This is a genomic window from Coprothermobacter platensis DSM 11748, assembly GCF_000378005.1.
Classification (GTDB): domain Bacteria; phylum Coprothermobacterota; class Coprothermobacteria; order Coprothermobacterales; family Coprothermobacteraceae; genus Coprothermobacter; species Coprothermobacter platensis.
The window spans coordinates 48,003-63,294 of record NZ_KB899040.1 but is presented as its reverse complement, the minus strand read 5'-3'; the positions used below and the strand labels follow the sequence as shown (position 1 = coordinate 63,294).

Genomic DNA, 15,292 nt, shown 5'->3' with positions numbered 1-15,292 from the left:
CGTTTTCAATCCTCCTTTTCCCTTAGTGAGCACTACGCTTTTACAACAGCGTCAAAGGGGCACTTTTCGAAGCATGTGCCACACTTTATGCAGGCTTCTTGATCTATGGTGTAAGGCTGCTTCAACTGGCCAGAGATAGCATTTACAGGACAATTTCGTGCGCACAGCCCGCAGCCTCGGCATTTATCGGCAACGATGGTATAAGAAAGTAACGCTTGGCATACACCTGCTGGACATTTCTTCTGGTTTATGTGGGCATCATACTCATCACGGAAATAACGTAGCGTAGACAATACAGCATTAGGTGCTGTTTGCCCCAAGCCGCACAATGCTGTGTCTTTTATGGTAGTCGCCAGTTCTTCCAACCTATCGATGTCTTCAGGTTCGCCCTTACCAGAAGTAATCTTGTCGAGAATTTCCAGCATTCTCTTTGTACCAATGCGGCATGGCGCACATTTCCCGCAAGATTCGTCTACCAAGAACTCTAAGAAAAACTTTGCTACGTTCACCATGCATGTATCTTCATCCATGACCACGAGACCTCCAGAGCCCATCATGGCCCCTAAACTGATGAGGGAATCGTAGTCAATTTTCGTGTCCAGATGTTGTTCAGGTATGCATCCACCTGATGGTCCACCTATCTGAACAGCTTTGAATTTCTTTCCATCAGGGATACCACCACCGATGTCAAAAATGATTTCTCTCAAGGTAGTGCCCATAGGAACTTCTATGAGTCCCGTGCGATTAACCTTTCCTGTCAGAGCAAAAACTTTTGTTCCTTTAGATTTTTCCGTGCCAATGTTGGCAAACCACTCACTACCGTTGTTAATAATGGCAGGGACATTAGCTAAAGTTTCGACATTATTGATAATCGTAGGTTTTTCCCATAAGCCCTTGACAGCCGGATATGGTGGGCGAGGACGAGGTTCACCTCTGCGTCCCATTACAGAATTCAACAAAGCAGTCTCTTCTCCGCACACAAATGCTCCAGCACCGAAACGTATTTCCACATCAAAATTGAATCCCGTACCAAAAATGTTTTCACCCAGCAGTCCATATTCTTTAGCCTGCTTTATAGCAATCTGTAGACGTTTTACTGCCAACGGGTATTCAGCTCTCACATATATAACACCATGTTCGGCCCCTATGGCATAACCAGCTATGGCCATACCTTCAAGCACGGCATGGGGGTCACCTTCCATGACACTTCTATCCATGAAGGCTCCTGGGTCTCCTTCGTCAGCGTTGCATACAACGTACTTAGGCGTTTCTTTCTGCCTATAGGCAAAATCCCATTTTTGCCCCGTTGGAAAACCGCCACCGCCTCTTCCTCTTAAACCGGATTTCTTTATCTCATGGATGACTTGTTCTGGAGTCATGGTGGTAAGCACTTTGCCTAAAGCCTCATAAGCACCCATGGCAATAGCTTCTTCAATATCTTCAGGGTCGATAATACCGCAATTTCTTAAAACAATACGCTCTTGTTTCCTATAAAATGTGGTTTCTTCCAAAGGTTTTATTTTCTCTTCGGTAACCGTCTCACCAAAGAGATATTTTTTAACCGGTCTGCCTTTGAGCAAATGTTCTTCCACGATTTCAGGCACGTACTCGGGTTTCATCTTACTATAGAAAACGCCTTCCGGGTACACAACAACCACAGGGCCCAATTCACAGAGTCCGAAACATCCCGTCCTGATAACCGCAACTTCTTGATCCAGACCGTTTTTCTTGAGTTCATTAACAAATGCGTCTGCGACTGAATCAGACCCTGACGATGTGCAGCCTGTCCCACCGCAAACCATGACATGTGACCTATACAGCATCCTTTTTCACCTCCGTGCAGTTAAGCATTAGCTACTGAATGTCGGCGCTTTCAAGCGTCCATTCTTTTATGGGGTGTCCGTTGATAACGTGTTCTACGACCACTTGCCTGGCTTTTTCTGGGTCCATTTTTATGTATGTAACTTTGTCTTGATCAGGCTCATAAACCTCAACGATGGGTTCGTACTTGCACAATCCTATGCAACCAGTCTCAACGACTGTAACGCCCTTAACGTTGCGTTTTTCTAATTCGTCTAATATGGCCATCATGACGGGTCTGGCGCCAGCCGCTATGCCGCAAGTAGCCATGCCCACCGTTATCCTAATACCCGTTCTGTCACTTCTCACATTTACTTTTCTGGAAGCTTCTTCTCTGATTTTCTGAAGATCTTCTAACGTCTTAACGGGTCTCATAATGCTTGTATGCCCCCTCTGTTTTTATTAATGTTCTTTGTTACATCAAAGATAATCTCTTTGGTTCCTTCATTTACATAACCAGCAATCCAGCTCAAAACAGCAGGTTCTGTGATGCTTACATCTTTAAGCGTTTCGCGTATCAATTTTGTGTCGAACACGAAAGAATAATCGTCGAGAACAAAAGAGTAAACAATGTCTAATGCTGGATTGGAAATGATCATGGAAACAATGCTGGCTCCCATGTCCCCTATGGGGACCATATCTACGCTTGAACGCTTCATTTTTGCTTCGATGATAGTTCCTTTTCCCTTCTCGGAAACAATGTTCAGTGTTCCTTCACACTGCCGTACCAAATCTTGAAAGAGCGGCAAACCCAATCCCAAACGACGTTGAGTTCTGGTGGTAACGAAGGGATTTGTAACGCTTCTGACAAAGTCTGGATCCATTCCCTTGCCATCATCAGATATGCGGATGAATAACTCATCTCTGGCGGAATTTACATGTACGTCAATGGTAATATTTTTGGCTCCCGCAGCGATGCTGTTTTCCGCTAAATCGAGAATATATAAAGCCAGCTCTTTCACCTTTTTCTTCCCCGAAGAGGGTCTACTCAACCTCTGAAGCAGCTTGAGACAAATCCTGCTGTTTTATCTTCTCGATCACCTTTACGGCTGAATCTGGCGTCAATCGTCCATACACTTCACCGTTTATCATCATTACTGGAGCTAAAGCGCAGGCTCCCAAGCAGCGAGCAGCACTTAAAGAGAACATCCCATCTGAGGTAGTATTGCCCTCTTTAATGCCCAATTTTTCTTCAAGTTTTTCTAAAATTTGTCCGCTGCCTTTTACGTAGCAGGCAGTTCCTAAGCACAAACTAATTTTGTATTTACCCGCAGGAATAATGCTGAAACGCGAGTAAAACGTCACGATTCCAAAGATTTCTGTTAAAGGCACGCCGGTTTCCCGGGAAATGAGCTCTTGAACTTCAAAAGGAACATAACCAAAAATCTCTTGAGCCTCATTCAGGATGGAGATCATTGAGCCAGGCACATTTTTAAGCTCATCGAGCTTGGCTCTAAATTCTTCAACTCTATCGGTGCCAAAAAGCTCATAAAGCTGTTCCATTTGCTTCCCTCCTAAAAGAGTTGTTTTTGTTTAAAGTCTTTACACATTACATAGTCTAAACGGCTAATCATCTTTTCCTAAAACATTATAGCACAGTACTGTGAATTATGTAACGAGTCTAAACAACGATTTATACAATTTTCACGCAACGTTTTTTAAAACATCCAAAATGTCTTTAATGCTTATTGTCACTGCGTTCTCTAATTCCAAGTAGTTCTCTCTCTCCATAATGTCTCCCAGGTAATGCGCATCAGAAGATTGGAGAATGCGGTATTTAGAATAATTTGGGTATTTTGTTAAAAAGTCTTTAGGCGAAATATATTTAGAAACTTCTAAACTGCTTATAGGAACATCGCTTGGTATGAATCCCAAATTAGAGAGTACGCTGTAGGATGACCTATCGACGTGAGCGAAAACTGCTACACCTATGCCATTTATAAGCTGGAAAACATCTTTCACACTGTATGCTGAAGATGTAAGTAGTAATAGGGGATATTCACCGACTACATCATCGTTTTCATCCAAAATCAGTTGATTGCCAAAATAGTCAGGACGGTTCGGAATCCTTGTTAGCGAGCGTTCCCACATATCTTGGAAAGCAAGGCAGGCATCCAAGGTATAAAAGTAGCAGAGCATGTGAACTTCTTCTTTCGTTTGGACTTCCATGCCCGGAATAATTGTTAATCCCTTACGTTCGCCCAACATCATGAACACTTCCACGTTTTTAGCGCAATTATGGTCTGTTATGGCAATTACGTTCAACCCTTTCAACAAACTCATATTGATGACGTTATTAGGAGTCATATCATCAGATGCGCATGGAGAGAGAGCACTGTGTATATGAAGATCGTAGTAAACCTTCACGTTGTGAGAAGATGATAAAGTTCTATGGCTGCCTCATAAGAACTGCCCGCATAATTCAAGACAGGCAAGCCTTCTTCATTGGCATGATCAATAGTTTCTTTTTCTGCTTCTACGCCTTCTGCTATGATGATGCAACTTAAATCAGCCATCAACGCAACAGCGACAATGTTCACATGGCTTTGAATGGTGATCCAAGCACTTTTTTGTTTCGCCTTTGCCATAACCCAGCTTAGCAAATCACAAATATAAACATCGTCAACATCTTTGTTCAAGCCGCCTTCCCCGGCAATTAATGTGAAATTATGCTTTAGCAGATCACTCACTTTTATACTCATAGCCATTCAAAGCTCCTTTCTCCTTTCCTGCCCCATAACTGGAGGTGTTTTTCCGGCAAGATTGTTAAGTTCCTGTGCCAAATCATTGATTTTATTCTTCAATATGAAAACACAATCATATTCCGTTGCCAGCCCCTTCACGATATCCTCCGCCAACGTCTTACACGTGGGTGCACCGCATGAACCACAATCTAAGCCGGGCAATGTCTTGAGCACTTCATCAATCTGTTGCATCATACTTAATGCTTTCCCAATGTCATCACTCAGCTCCATGGCATTACTTCTTTCCAAACTCCTACTCCAGCGAAGTCTTTCTAAATCAGGCTTATCTTCATCAACCAACTCTTGTTCTGTCATCTTATCTACAAAGCTTTCTCGCTGCATGCGTTCACTAAGCCTTTTTATACGTTGCTGTGCTACAAAATTGTTTTCAACGGTAAGTGGCCCCCCTACGCAGCCACCGACACACGCCATGGCTTCGAGAAAATCCAAATCCTCCATCTTGCCCAGTTCTATTTCTTCAAGTACCTTTATGACATTTTGTATGCCATCCACATAGATGGAATTCTCCAGCATGGTGCCAGCCGCTTCTCCACCAGAGCGTGCCCACGCCACCCCCACCATGGACGCCTTACTCAAAGGTAGAGGATGCTCTATATGATTTACTTTGCTGGCTATCTTTTCATAAACACTGGTAAGAGAAAACACACCATCTACTTCACTATTTTCCACGCCGATAGGCCTTCTTACACTGGTGACTTTTGCACCACATGGCGATATAAAAAAGACTCCGATGTCTTCACGCTTGAGACCTGTTTTCTTTTGCGCCGCATCTTTGGCCAACATGGCAGAAGCTTCCATAGGTGTACACAAATCCAAAACGTTTCCCAGGAGAGACGGAAAACGTATTTCAACCAAACGCACCACAGCAGGGCAAGAAGAACTTATAACAGGTTTCTTTAGATCGCCACGATTTATCTCTTCACGCGTCAGATGAGAAATGATGTCGGCACCTAAAGCAACTTCAAATACATCATCAAAACCTATCTGCAACAGTGCGGTGAGGATTCTGTTTATATCAGGATTCTTGAATTGCCCATACAAAGAAGGCGCAGGAAGAGCAATACGGTACTGGAAACGATCCATCAGATCCCAGCTGTCTGTGATAGCAATCTTTGCATGATTAGGGCATGCTCTTATGCATTCTCCACAATCTATGCAAAGTTCATCAATGATGCGCGCCTTTCCGCCTCTAACTCTTATAGCTTCAGCAGGGCATCTTTTTATACAATTTGTACATCCTCTGCATTTTTCTTCATCTAATGTTACAGAATGGTAATACAAGTATCTACTCACCCTCTTTCTTAAGAAAAAGAACTTTCATAGTGAGGGTCGTCCCTTCTTTACCTGTTTGAATGTCAAAATAGTCTGTGTTAGCTTTGATATTTGGCAAGCCCATTCCTGCTCCGAAGCCCATTTCGCGTGCTTCCTCAGAAGCCGTGCTATAGCCTTCTTGCATGGCTTTCTGCAAGTCTTCTATGCCAGGTCCGCTGTCTTGAGCAATCATCTCCAATCTATCAGGAAATATTTCAATGGACATATGGCCGCCAAAAGAATGGATGATGATATTCATCTCGGCTTCGTAGCAAGCAACGCAACAACGTCTGACAAGATCTGGAGGTAGCGACAACTGTTTTAATATGGCCCGCAAAGCACTAGATACTTCGCCCCCACTAACGTAGTCTCTTGCTCTGACGTCGTAATCCAATCTATAAGATGCGGCTAATCTCTCCATAATCTCGTGGCACCAGACCTTTCGAAAAAAGCAATCCGCAAGCGACAAACATGGGATATTTGCATTTCATAAGCACGAATCCAGATTTTTTCGCTAATTCCACAGTCTCTGTACTCGGTGTTTTCCCGCGAACAAAAATAATACATTTCACGTCACCTACTACTTCTGCAGTCCGAACCACCTGAGGGTTTGTCAAACCGGTGAGCAGAACACCTTTATCACCAGACCAGGCGAGTACATCGCTCATGAGATCTGCTCCGCATGCTCCACAAACCTCTTGGTCCAATGCGTCTTCACCTGTGATCACTTCGGCGTTCAATATGTCTCGAACTTCTCGCAACTTCATCAAAGGCTTCCCCTACTCCACTAAATTCTTTCTCAAGAAAACAAGCACAATCAACGCTAAAACACCGCCCATAATGGCTGTCGCTAATTGTGGGAATGTGAACATCTGAACCATAAGCGCCGGAACCTTAACCCCGAAGAGTGGAAGCATGAAGTAGACCGTTGCGCTTAGCCATAAGAACTTCACCACAGAGCCCAACACCATGCTAACCGGTTTGTTCTTCAAACTGGAAAATACTAAAACATAAACAGCGTTTCCTATCATGATAAATGGGATCATAGGCGGAAACTTCATAATTCCAAAAAGGAACGCCAATACTGGTGTGAAAAGACCAATGATAACACCAGACCATGTGCCGACAAATCCGGCAGATATGAGCAGCATGGCATTTACTAAAGTACCTGTAATAAGCTGAGGAGCATGAAAAGCCTGAAATATAACGGTAAGAGCCAAAAGGACAGCCGTCCTCGTAATAAAGCGTACTGTCATAAAATGTTTCACCTCCCTTGAGAATAATATGTGATATTTTTCCTTTTTTATTTTAGCACAGCCGCTATTCCTTCACAAAAACCTTGACAAGCGATCATTGTTGGTTTTGACTGATAACGAAATGCTGTATGACCTGCCCATCATCTTTCTTGAAAATGAGCTCAGCTTGATTAGGTTTCACAACAACCTCAAGAAATCCACGACTGTCAGCATAAAGCCATTTTGAATAACGAGAAATGATGGTACGAGGAGCAGGTAAACCACCACCCATCACACCGTCCAGTGCATAGGTGACACCGTCTTTGCTTAGTAATTCCATATGATGGTTATGTCCAGAAATAACCAAATCCACGTGGTACTTTTCAAAGAGCGGTGAAATCTGTTTCGTTGTGTCTACGTGATCAGACCATTCACGGCCCGTTTCCACATCACCTGAAGAGTAGTAAAAGCAATGTGAAATAACAATAACCCAATCTTGTTGGGGTATAGACTTAAGTTCGCTTTCAAGCCATTGTTTTTGTGACGGTGTGAACTCTTCGGTTCCCCAAAGAACTTCTAAAACCAAGAAATGAACGTTCCCCACATCGATACGATGATAAAGTGGATTCCCATCTTCTATTGAAACCTGCTTCGGATAAAAATAGTGCTCAAAATGATAAAGCCCACCTATTAGCGTATCGTGGTTCCCAAGCACTGGAACTATGGGTGTTGTCATGTTTGCATTTACATCGTTAAAAAACCGTGTCCAGTACTTGTTTGTCATACCAAGGTCCACTATATCCCCATTCATGAAGAACATATTGATATTTGAATCATTACTAATAGTTTTGAGTCCTTGCGTTCGTTCTTTAGAGTCCTCATCTGCTCCACCGTAATGAAAATCAGAACCCACAGCAAAAGTTACCAGTGTACCTGTGTTTGTACTGCTAAGCAACGGTGTTGTAAACGTTTTCCGATCTGTGTTGCCAACCTGATAAAAGTACTGCGTTCCGGGACGAAGGTCCGAAAGACGTACAAAATGTTCTTTGGTAGGAGCACTATCAGAAAACGTGTGTATGCCAGTGTTACTTCCCCATTGAACACTTACCACAGTCGCGGTTTTTGTTCTGAAATATATGTAAGCGTTGGGTATACCAAAAGAGCCACTGTGGGGTTCCACTGTTAACACAGGTTCAGTGGAATCAACTAAAGAGTAAGCTGGAACCACAACAAAAAACGTAACAGCCAAACTTGCAACAAAAACCGCTATAGAAACCACCATAAGGAACACTTTACCTGCGCGAAACCATTTGCTATTTAACCGGTTGCGTAACAACCATAAAACCAATACGATTGCGGGCATCAAAAAACCCAAGCCAATGATTATGTTTAGCAAATATCTGTAGTCATAGTTCCAGTTATATAAACCCCATGTTCCATGTTGAGAAAACGCCCACCATTCCAGAACAGAAATGAAGAGGAAACTCATAAGTGTGATAAGCAAATTTCCCCTGCCAATCTTGTTCCTCATGCCTGCCCACCTCCTTGTTTATAGACATTAAGTTTATCATGTAAAAACCAGTGGAAAAGTTTCTTTTCCCCTGATATAATAAAGCCGCTAATAAAATATGATAAGCGAGATGAATATGCAAGAAGCAATAAAGAATTATAATATGAACTGGAAAGTACAGAATGCATATTGTTTTAATTTGGACAATGTCGGTTGCGAACAGTTGCATGCGACGTTTCCCTTATGGAATATGTTACATATAGCTGATAAAGGCAGTGACCATTTAGCGTTCCGCATACAATCCTTTTTTGCTTCTTAAAAACAAAACCCTGAACATTATGGAGGATAAATTATGCAGATTAGTTTGTTGTTGAATGTTTTATTGCCGTTCATTTCAGCGGTAATTGTGTATTTTCTGAAGAACGAAAGGATGAGAAACATAGTAATTATTGCCACCGCCCTCGTAGTGATGGCATCCTCAGTCGTAATCGCTGTTTATGGTTACAACACATTTGCTGGCCATCCTTTAGGAAACATTAATTTGGATCGATGGATAGCTATAGGAGACCTACTACTAAGCCTTTATATCCTATACATATCGGTTTCCCTGAAAAATGCTATGCTGATTTTGCTAACACTTTTGCAACTTATCCCCATGTTTGTTTTCGAGAATTTTTCTGGAGCAAATTTGGATGTTCTGCACCCCATATACGCTGATCATTTATCAGTAATCATGAACTTGATCGTATCTTTTGTAGGTACATTGATTTGGATTTACGCCATAAGTTATATGAGAGAAGATGAAGAACACAAGGGGATAAGACCTTCGCGTCAGAATCGCTTTTTCTTTATTTTGCTTCTGTTTATAGGAGCTATGAATGCGCTCATTTTTTCAAACGACTTGATTTGGGTTTATTTCTTCTGGGAAATAACCACCATCAGCTCTTTCTTGCTTATCGGACATGACAGGACAGCGGAAGCAAAACAGTCCTCAACGAGAGCCTTGCTGTTAAACAGCATCGGCGGCGTTATGTTTGTTATAGGCATCATTTTGGGCTACCACTTTTTCAACACTGTGGACATACAAACACTTATTTCCCATCGAGCAAGCGGCATGCTGTTGTTACCTTTTGCTTTCTTGTGTTTAGCTGCTTTTACTAAATCAGCACAGATACCATTCCAAAGTTGGCTCTTGGGAGCCATGGTTGCACCTACACCTGTGTCAGCGCTGCTTCATTCCAGCACCATGGTTAAGGCAGGTGTATATCTTATACTCAGATTGGTTCCAGCCTTCTACGGATCATGGTTAGCAGGCGTTATCGCCATTTTTGGAGCGTTCACATTCATAACAGCTTCTCTTATGGCCATAAGCCAGTCCAACGGTAAAAAAATTCTCGCTTATTCCACAATCGCCAATTTAGGTCTTATCATATCGGCTGCAGCTATAAACAGTCCAGTAGCGGTAGCTGCTGCAATTATGTTACTCATATTCCACGCCATATCCAAAGCACTTTTATTCCTTTGTGTGGGAACCATTGAACACGGCATTGGAAGCAGAGACATAGAAGACATGAGAGGTCTCATAAACAAGATGCCCTTTACTACATTGATAACCGTTATTGGATTAGTGACAATGCTATTACCGCCTTTCGGTGTGCTTCTGAGTAAATGGCTTGTGATAGAAACAGCCGCTAAGAATCCTTTATTGGTTTTCATGATTGCCATAGGGAGTGCGCTTACTGTGGTTTATTACGCTCGCTGGATAGGAATCTTATTGTCGAGGACATCCAGTAAAGACGTGGTTCAACATGAGAAACGTGATCCATTTGTAAGAATACCTTTAAGTGTTTTGGCCATGCTTTCCATCGTCATAAGTGTTACCGTAACAAGCATTTTTAATGGCCTTATTGCACCTCAGGTAGTAGAATACTTCCATCGTTTGGGGGTCATAGCTCAAGAAGGAAGTATTGGAACGAGTTACGGTGGTTTTAGCTTATGGCCTGTTTTTTTAGCCTTGGCTTTGGCGCTTCTTGGCGGCTATGTTGTTTTAAAGGGGTCAAATCAGTATGCTATGCCCTATGCACCTGGAGAATCTGCACAGGAGTACAAGGTGATAAAGGTAGCGGGCAAAGAAACTAAAATGCCAAAGGCAAAAGTGTCTAATTACTATTTCAGTGATGTAATTTCAGAGAATAGATTGACACCGTGGCTTGACGTAGCAGCTGCGGTACTTATTGTTGCCATGTTCGGGGTGGTGATACTGTGAACGTTTTGAATATCGTATTTCGTTTACTGCTGGCTTTGGTCGTTTTTCCCATTATTGGAGGTCTAATAGTTGGATTGGATAGAAAACTTACTGCCCGCTTGCAGGGTAGATATGGTCCACCCATATTACAACCTTTTTATGATGTGCTTAAGCTTTTTTCTAAACAGCGCATTATCGTAAATGAATTCCAAGTTATAAGTGTATTCATCTATCTGGCTTCATCTGTACTTAGCTTGGTCTTGTTCACCTTCCAAAGTGACCTTCTCATGATCATTTTTGTTATGTCCATCGGTGCAGTTTTTTTGGTCGTGGGAGCACTCTCTGTAAAATCAGCTTATAGCCAAGTAGGAGCTCAACGGGAGCTGATGCAGATGCTATCGTACGAACCGTTGCTGATTTTGATCATCGTAGGCATGTATCTTATGAGAGGCAGTTTCAACATAGCGGTCATCATGAGCCAAGGCAGGCCTCTCATAGAAGAACTTCCCCTACTCTTTTTAGTTATGGTAATCGTACTGGGTATAAAGATGAGAAAATCACCCTTTGACCTTTCCGCTTCAGAGCATGCACACCAAGAACTCGTTAGAGGGTTGCTTACAGACTATTCTGGCTTATATCTTGGACTTATAGATATCGCCCACTGGTTTGACTTGATGCTACTGCTGGGCATATCGACGCTTTTCTTTTATCCACACATCGTATTAGGCATAATTGCATCGTTATTTTTAGTTATTTTAGAAATTGTTATAGACAATGTCACTGCACGGCTCACGGTAAAATGGATGCTTACCTATTCCTATGGCTTGGGATTAGTATTGGCTGCAATTAACATAGCAGTTGTGTACATTTTGCGATAGCAGATATATAATGTGTAAGCTGTTTTGTTGTAGCCCGAAAGGAGACAAAAAGCAATGGGTTTACTAGATAAAGCGAGACAACGTTCGCCTTGGCTCATTCATTATGATTGCGGGAGTTGTAATGGGTGTGATATTGAGCTGCTAAGCTGCCTTACTCCACTGTACGATGTAGAACGATTCGGCATCGTTAATGTCGGAGATCCGAAGCAAGCAGACATCCTCGTGGTGACAGGTAGTGTAAATCAGCAAAATAAAAGTGTTCTAAAGAATATCTATGATCAAATGCCAGAACCAAAAGTTGTAGTGGCTGTGGGCGTGTGTGCCTGTACAGGTGGCATATTCAGAGACTGCTATAACGTAGTTGGAGGCATCGACAAGGTACTTCCCGTAGATGTTTACGTACCGGGTTGCCCTGCCAGACCTGAACAAATCATTGATGGAATAAAGCTTGCTATTGATAAGCTTGCCCAAAAAGATGTAGTTAAAGAGGAGGGATAAATTGATCGAAGCAAAAGAAATTACATTAGACAATCTTTTGTCCGAAGTCAAAAATTACCATGATAATGGCTATAGGCTGGTAACAACCACCTGCATGGAAGTAGATGATGATAAGTTAGAAATCCTATACCATTTCGACAAAGACTTTAAGTTGGAGAATTTGAGATTAACAGTTGACAAAAATCAGACCATTCCAAGCATATCTTCCATTTATTTCTGCGCTGTACTTTCCGAAAATGAAATGCAAGACATGTTCGGTCTAAAAATTGATGGTATGGTCGTAGATTACGGTGGAAAGTTTCTTCTTGGAGAAGATTCGCCACTTTCCCCTATGGCACACATTCAAATCGTAGCTAAGGAACAAGGAGAAAACAAAGAAGGTGGAAACAATGCCTGATAGCAATATAAGTTTCATTCCTTTCGGACCTCAACATCCTGTATTACCAGAACCCATCCATCTTAGACTCGTTGTGGAAAACGAAAAAGTTGTGGAAGCATTGCCCACAGTAGGGTATGTTCATAGAGGCTTAGAAAAAATGGTGGAAGCAAAAGATGTAAACCAAATGATCTACGTCGTAGAACGTATATGCGGCATTTGTAGTTGCATGCATGCCATGGCTTACTGCCAAGGCATTGAAGAACTAATGAACGTAGAAATACCAGAACGTGCAAAGTATTTGCGCGTGATATGGGCAGAACTCCACAGAATGCACAGTCATCTTTTGTGGCTTGGCCTGTTAGCGGATTCTTTCGGTTATGAAAGTCTGTTTATGCAAACATGGCGTATCAGAGAAAGAGTCATGGATATACTGGACAAGACCGCTGGAAACAGAGTCATCATTTCTGTAAATGTCATCGGAGGAGTACGAAGGGACATTGACACAGAAATGCAAAAATGGGTTCTGCAGTCCCTTGACGCCATAGAAAAAGATCTAAGAGAAATCTATAATGTTATGAAGGATGACTACACAGTCAAGCAAAGAACAGTAGGTGTAGGTGTTCTTTCTGCTGATGACGCCCGTGAGTTGGGCTTGGTAGGACCCATGTTAAGAGCTAGCGGGGTTGCTTCCGACCACAGAATGACCGGTTACGCAGCTTACAAAGATTTAGATTTTGAACCCGTAGTAGAAACCGCTGGGGACAGTTATGCACGGATGATTGTACGTATGAAAGAATTATTCCAATCTATTGACCTCATAAGAAAAGCCTTTGCACGAATGCCTGAAGGAGACATCGCTGTTAAAGTGAGAGGCAACCCTACGGGAGAAGTCATATCCAGAGTAGAGCAGTCTCGTGGAGAAGTACTCTATTACATAAAAGCTGATGGCACGAAAAATCTGAGCAGGCTGCGTGTTAGGACTCCCACGTTTGCGAATATAGCAGCCCTGTTCAAAATACTGCCCGGCTGTTCGCTTTCTGACGTGCCCGTTTTGGTTCTTACCATTGACCCATGCATTAGTTGTACAGAAAGGTAGTGTTATGCAAATATGCTTAAAATGAGTAAAAGGCTTCTGGAAAACTTGGTCCACGGCCCTGTGACAAGGCTAAAACCCAGAGAACCATTTGAGGGTGCCAGAGGGCATGTGGAAATCGATATCGACAAGTGCATTTTTTGCATGAGGTGTATGAGAGAATGCCCATCAGGTTGTCTTACGGTGAACCCCAGCGATGGCACGTGGAACATAAATCAGTTTGAATGCATCGCATGCGGTGTCTGCGTAAGTGTGTGCGCTAAGCACGCTATTACTATGAATGAAACACCTCGTAAGCCTGCCTATCATAAGGACATAAGCACTTATAGAGGGACACCACCTGTGAGAGTTGCAAAAGCGAAGGCCCCATCTGAGGCAGATCATAAAGCGCCTGAAAACGAGAAGAAGGAATCAGAGGCTGGTACCCCATCAGCGGAGGCGTAAATGCACGAACTTTCTGTAACACAGTCCATACTTGACATGGCTGTAGAAGAAGCAAAAAAAGCTGGCGCATCCTCTGTTGATAAGATAAGTATTGTCCTCGGTGAGCTCACAGGTATAGCAGAGGATTGTGTCCGCTTCTATTTCGATATCATAAAGAAAGATACGTTGGCAGAAAATGCTCAGCTTTCCTTTTCACACGTACCCGCTGTGCTAAAGTGCAAGAAATGTGGGTACGAGTTCGAACGCCAAACATTCTCATTTACATGCCCTAAATGTGGAAGCCCTGGCGTTCTCATAGACAAAGGGAAAGAACTATATATAGACCATATTGAGGTGAGTTTTGATGGAAATAAAGTTGGTAAAGAACATACTTGATGTAAACGACAAACTAGCAGAAGAAAACAAAACGCTGTTCAGAGAGAACAAAGTGACTGCCATAAACATAATCGGTTCACCGGGAAGTGGCAAAACCACACTTCTACTCAAGACCATAGAAGCACTTAAAGATGAACTGAACATACAGGTAATTGAAGGAGACATAGCATCTTCCATTGATGCAGAGACTATTTCGAAGAAAGATGTAGAAGTCGTTCAGATTAACACAGAAGGCGAATGCCACCTTGATGCCAACATGATAAAACAGGCTTTAAAAAACTTAGACCTTAAGCCCGGTTTATTATTTGTGGAAAATGTGGGAAATCTCGTTTGTCCGGCAGAATTTGAAATTGGAGAAGATTTCAAAGTGGCAGTGCTGAGCATTCCCGAAGGGCACGACAAACCGTACAAGTACCCTCTCATTTTTTCCAAAGCAAAAGCAGTAGTGGTAACAAAGTCTGATCTATTGCCATATATCGATTTTGATATGAATGCCTTCAGGTCAGGCTTGGCTTCTCTGAACCAAGATTGCCGCGTGTTTGTGCTCAGTGCGAAAACAGGTGAAGGCATGCAGGAATGGATTGATTGGCTTCGCCAAATAAGACCTTAGGTAAACAAGCGCAACCGTTTTTACGCTGCAAGTTTAAACTTGCAGCGTTTTTGTTTTGTGTGAAATAATCTATCTACATACTGGTATAA

Annotated in this window: 19 protein-coding genes; 8 read left to right on the top strand and 11 right to left on the bottom strand. The window is 42.5% G+C overall.

Features of this window, described 5'->3' with window-relative positions; translation table 11 throughout:
- Positions 1–32 precede the first annotated feature (32 nt).
- From nuoF to D890_RS0100245, 11 genes are all read right to left on the bottom strand, one after another.
- Complete coding sequence (gene nuoF / locus D890_RS0100295) at positions 33–1,823, bottom strand: NADH-quinone oxidoreductase subunit NuoF (protein WP_018962528.1); 1,791 nt, start codon at positions 1,821–1,823, stop codon at positions 33–35.
- Between the two features lie 31 nt (positions 1,824–1,854).
- Complete coding sequence (locus tag D890_RS0100290; RefSeq protein ID WP_018962527.1) at positions 1,855–2,235, bottom strand: (2Fe-2S) ferredoxin domain-containing protein; 381 nt, start codon at positions 2,233–2,235, stop codon at positions 1,855–1,857.
- The gene (locus D890_RS07450) at positions 2,232–2,822 is read right to left on the bottom strand and encodes an ATP-binding protein (protein ID WP_051073656.1); all 591 of its coding nucleotides are present in this window, start codon (positions 2,820–2,822) and stop codon (positions 2,232–2,234) included. Before D890_RS07450 ends, D890_RS0100290 begins: the two co-directional genes overlap by 4 nt.
- Positions 2,823–2,844: 22 nt before the next feature.
- Entirely contained in the window at positions 2,845–3,363 is a 519-nt protein-coding gene (locus tag D890_RS0100280; protein ID WP_018962525.1) for an NADH-quinone oxidoreductase subunit NuoE family protein, read from the bottom strand.
- 141 nt (positions 3,364–3,504) lie between these two features.
- The gene (locus D890_RS0100275) at positions 3,505–4,227 is read right to left on the bottom strand and encodes a PHP domain-containing protein (protein WP_018962524.1); all 723 of its coding nucleotides are present in this window, start codon (positions 4,225–4,227) and stop codon (positions 3,505–3,507) included.
- A complete protein-coding gene (locus D890_RS0100270) occupies positions 4,224–4,562 on the bottom strand; it encodes a DRTGG domain-containing protein (protein WP_026291256.1) in 339 nt (112 codons plus the stop codon). The genes D890_RS0100275 and D890_RS0100270 overlap by 4 nt, the downstream gene beginning before the upstream one ends.
- A 6-nt stretch (positions 4,563–4,568) precedes the next feature.
- Positions 4,569–5,906 (bottom strand): [Fe-Fe] hydrogenase large subunit C-terminal domain-containing protein, encoded by a 1,338-nt coding sequence (locus D890_RS0100265; protein ID WP_018962522.1) that lies wholly within the window; start codon positions 5,904–5,906, stop codon positions 4,569–4,571.
- 4 nt (positions 5,907–5,910) lie between these two features.
- A complete protein-coding gene (locus tag D890_RS0100260) occupies positions 5,911–6,357 on the bottom strand; it encodes an ATP-binding protein (protein ID WP_026291255.1) in 447 nt (148 codons plus the stop codon).
- Positions 6,332–6,703 (bottom strand): hypothetical protein, encoded by a 372-nt coding sequence (locus D890_RS0100255; RefSeq protein ID WP_018962520.1) that lies wholly within the window; start codon positions 6,701–6,703, stop codon positions 6,332–6,334. The genes D890_RS0100260 and D890_RS0100255 overlap by 26 nt, the downstream gene beginning before the upstream one ends.
- Before the next feature lie 12 nt (positions 6,704–6,715).
- A complete protein-coding gene (locus D890_RS0100250) occupies positions 6,716–7,192 on the bottom strand; it encodes an ECF transporter S component (RefSeq protein WP_018962519.1) in 477 nt (158 codons plus the stop codon).
- Positions 7,193–7,286: 94 nt separating this feature from the next.
- Positions 7,287–8,702, bottom strand: coding sequence for a purple acid phosphatase family protein (locus tag D890_RS0100245; RefSeq protein WP_018962518.1), 1,416 nt, complete (start codon positions 8,700–8,702; stop codon positions 7,287–7,289).
- Positions 8,703–9,033: 331 nt separating this feature from the next.
- Between D890_RS0100245 and D890_RS0100240 the strand changes: the two genes are divergently transcribed.
- From D890_RS0100240 to hypB, 8 genes are read left to right on the top strand one after another with little or no spacing between them, the layout of a single operon-like run.
- Positions 9,034–10,947: an NADH-quinone oxidoreductase subunit 5 family protein gene (locus tag D890_RS0100240; RefSeq protein WP_018962517.1), complete on the top strand. Its 1,914-nt coding sequence runs from the start codon at positions 9,034–9,036 to the stop codon at positions 10,945–10,947.
- Positions 10,944–11,804, top strand: a complete 861-nt coding sequence (locus tag D890_RS0100235) for a respiratory chain complex I subunit 1 family protein (protein WP_018962516.1) — start codon at positions 10,944–10,946, stop codon at positions 11,802–11,804. Before D890_RS0100240 ends, D890_RS0100235 begins: the two co-directional genes overlap by 4 nt.
- A gap of 54 nt (positions 11,805–11,858) precedes the next feature.
- Entirely contained in the window at positions 11,859–12,302 is a 444-nt protein-coding gene (locus tag D890_RS0100230) for an NADH-quinone oxidoreductase subunit B family protein (protein ID WP_018962515.1), read from the top strand.
- 1 nt (position 12,303) lies between these two features.
- On the top strand, positions 12,304–12,699 hold the full coding sequence (locus D890_RS0100225; RefSeq protein ID WP_018962514.1) for an NADH-quinone oxidoreductase subunit C: 396 nt from the start codon (positions 12,304–12,306) through the stop codon (positions 12,697–12,699).
- Positions 12,692–13,777, top strand: a complete 1,086-nt coding sequence (locus D890_RS0100220; protein ID WP_018962513.1) for a hydrogenase large subunit — start codon at positions 12,692–12,694, stop codon at positions 13,775–13,777. Before D890_RS0100225 ends, D890_RS0100220 begins: the two co-directional genes overlap by 8 nt.
- A gap of 21 nt (positions 13,778–13,798) precedes the next feature.
- Positions 13,799–14,218 carry an NADH-quinone oxidoreductase subunit I gene (locus tag D890_RS07445; protein ID WP_169333491.1) on the top strand — a complete coding sequence of 140 codons (420 nt, stop codon included), beginning with the start codon at positions 13,799–13,801 and terminating at the stop codon, positions 14,216–14,218.
- On the top strand, positions 14,219–14,593 hold the full coding sequence (hypA, locus tag D890_RS0100210; protein ID WP_018962511.1) for a hydrogenase maturation nickel metallochaperone HypA: 375 nt from the start codon (positions 14,219–14,221) through the stop codon (positions 14,591–14,593).
- A complete protein-coding gene (gene hypB, locus D890_RS0100205) occupies positions 14,562–15,203 on the top strand; it encodes a hydrogenase nickel incorporation protein HypB (protein ID WP_018962510.1) in 642 nt (213 codons plus the stop codon). Before hypA ends, hypB begins: the two co-directional genes overlap by 32 nt.
- Positions 15,204–15,292: the final 89 nt, after the last annotated feature.

Bases quoted from the DNA above. Each gene is read 5' to 3' on its own strand.
- D890_RS0100220 (WP_018962513.1), top strand. From the start codon at position 12,692: ATGCCTGATAGCAATATAAGTTTCATTCCTTTCGGACCTCAACATCCT.
- D890_RS07445 (WP_169333491.1), top strand. From the start codon at position 13,799: ATGAGTAAAAGGCTTCTGGAAAACTTGGTCCACGGCCCTGTGACAAGG.
- D890_RS0100240 (WP_018962517.1), top strand. From the start codon at position 9,034: ATGCAGATTAGTTTGTTGTTGAATGTTTTATTGCCGTTCATTTCAGCG.
- D890_RS0100270 (WP_026291256.1), bottom strand. From the start codon at position 4,562: ATGAGTATAAAAGTGAGTGATCTGCTAAAGCATAATTTCACATTAATT.
- D890_RS0100255 (WP_018962520.1), bottom strand. From the start codon at position 6,703: ATGAAGTTGCGAGAAGTTCGAGACATATTGAACGCCGAAGTGATCACA.
- hypB (WP_018962510.1), top strand. From the start codon at position 14,562: ATGGAAATAAAGTTGGTAAAGAACATACTTGATGTAAACGACAAACTA.
- D890_RS0100290 (WP_018962527.1), bottom strand. From the start codon at position 2,235: ATGAGACCCGTTAAGACGTTAGAAGATCTTCAGAAAATCAGAGAAGAA.
- D890_RS0100250 (WP_018962519.1), bottom strand. From the start codon at position 7,192: ATGACAGTACGCTTTATTACGAGGACGGCTGTCCTTTTGGCTCTTACC.
- D890_RS0100230 (WP_018962515.1), top strand. From the start codon at position 11,859: ATGGGTTTACTAGATAAAGCGAGACAACGTTCGCCTTGGCTCATTCAT.
- D890_RS0100245 (WP_018962518.1), bottom strand. From the start codon at position 8,702: ATGAGGAACAAGATTGGCAGGGGAAATTTGCTTATCACACTTATGAGT.
- nuoF (WP_018962528.1), bottom strand. From the start codon at position 1,823: ATGCTGTATAGGTCACATGTCATGGTTTGCGGTGGGACAGGCTGCACA.
- D890_RS0100260 (WP_026291255.1), bottom strand. From the start codon at position 6,357: ATGGAGAGATTAGCCGCATCTTATAGATTGGATTACGACGTCAGAGCA.
- D890_RS0100280 (WP_018962525.1), bottom strand. From the start codon at position 3,363: ATGGAACAGCTTTATGAGCTTTTTGGCACCGATAGAGTTGAAGAATTT.
- hypA (WP_018962511.1), top strand. From the start codon at position 14,219: ATGCACGAACTTTCTGTAACACAGTCCATACTTGACATGGCTGTAGAA.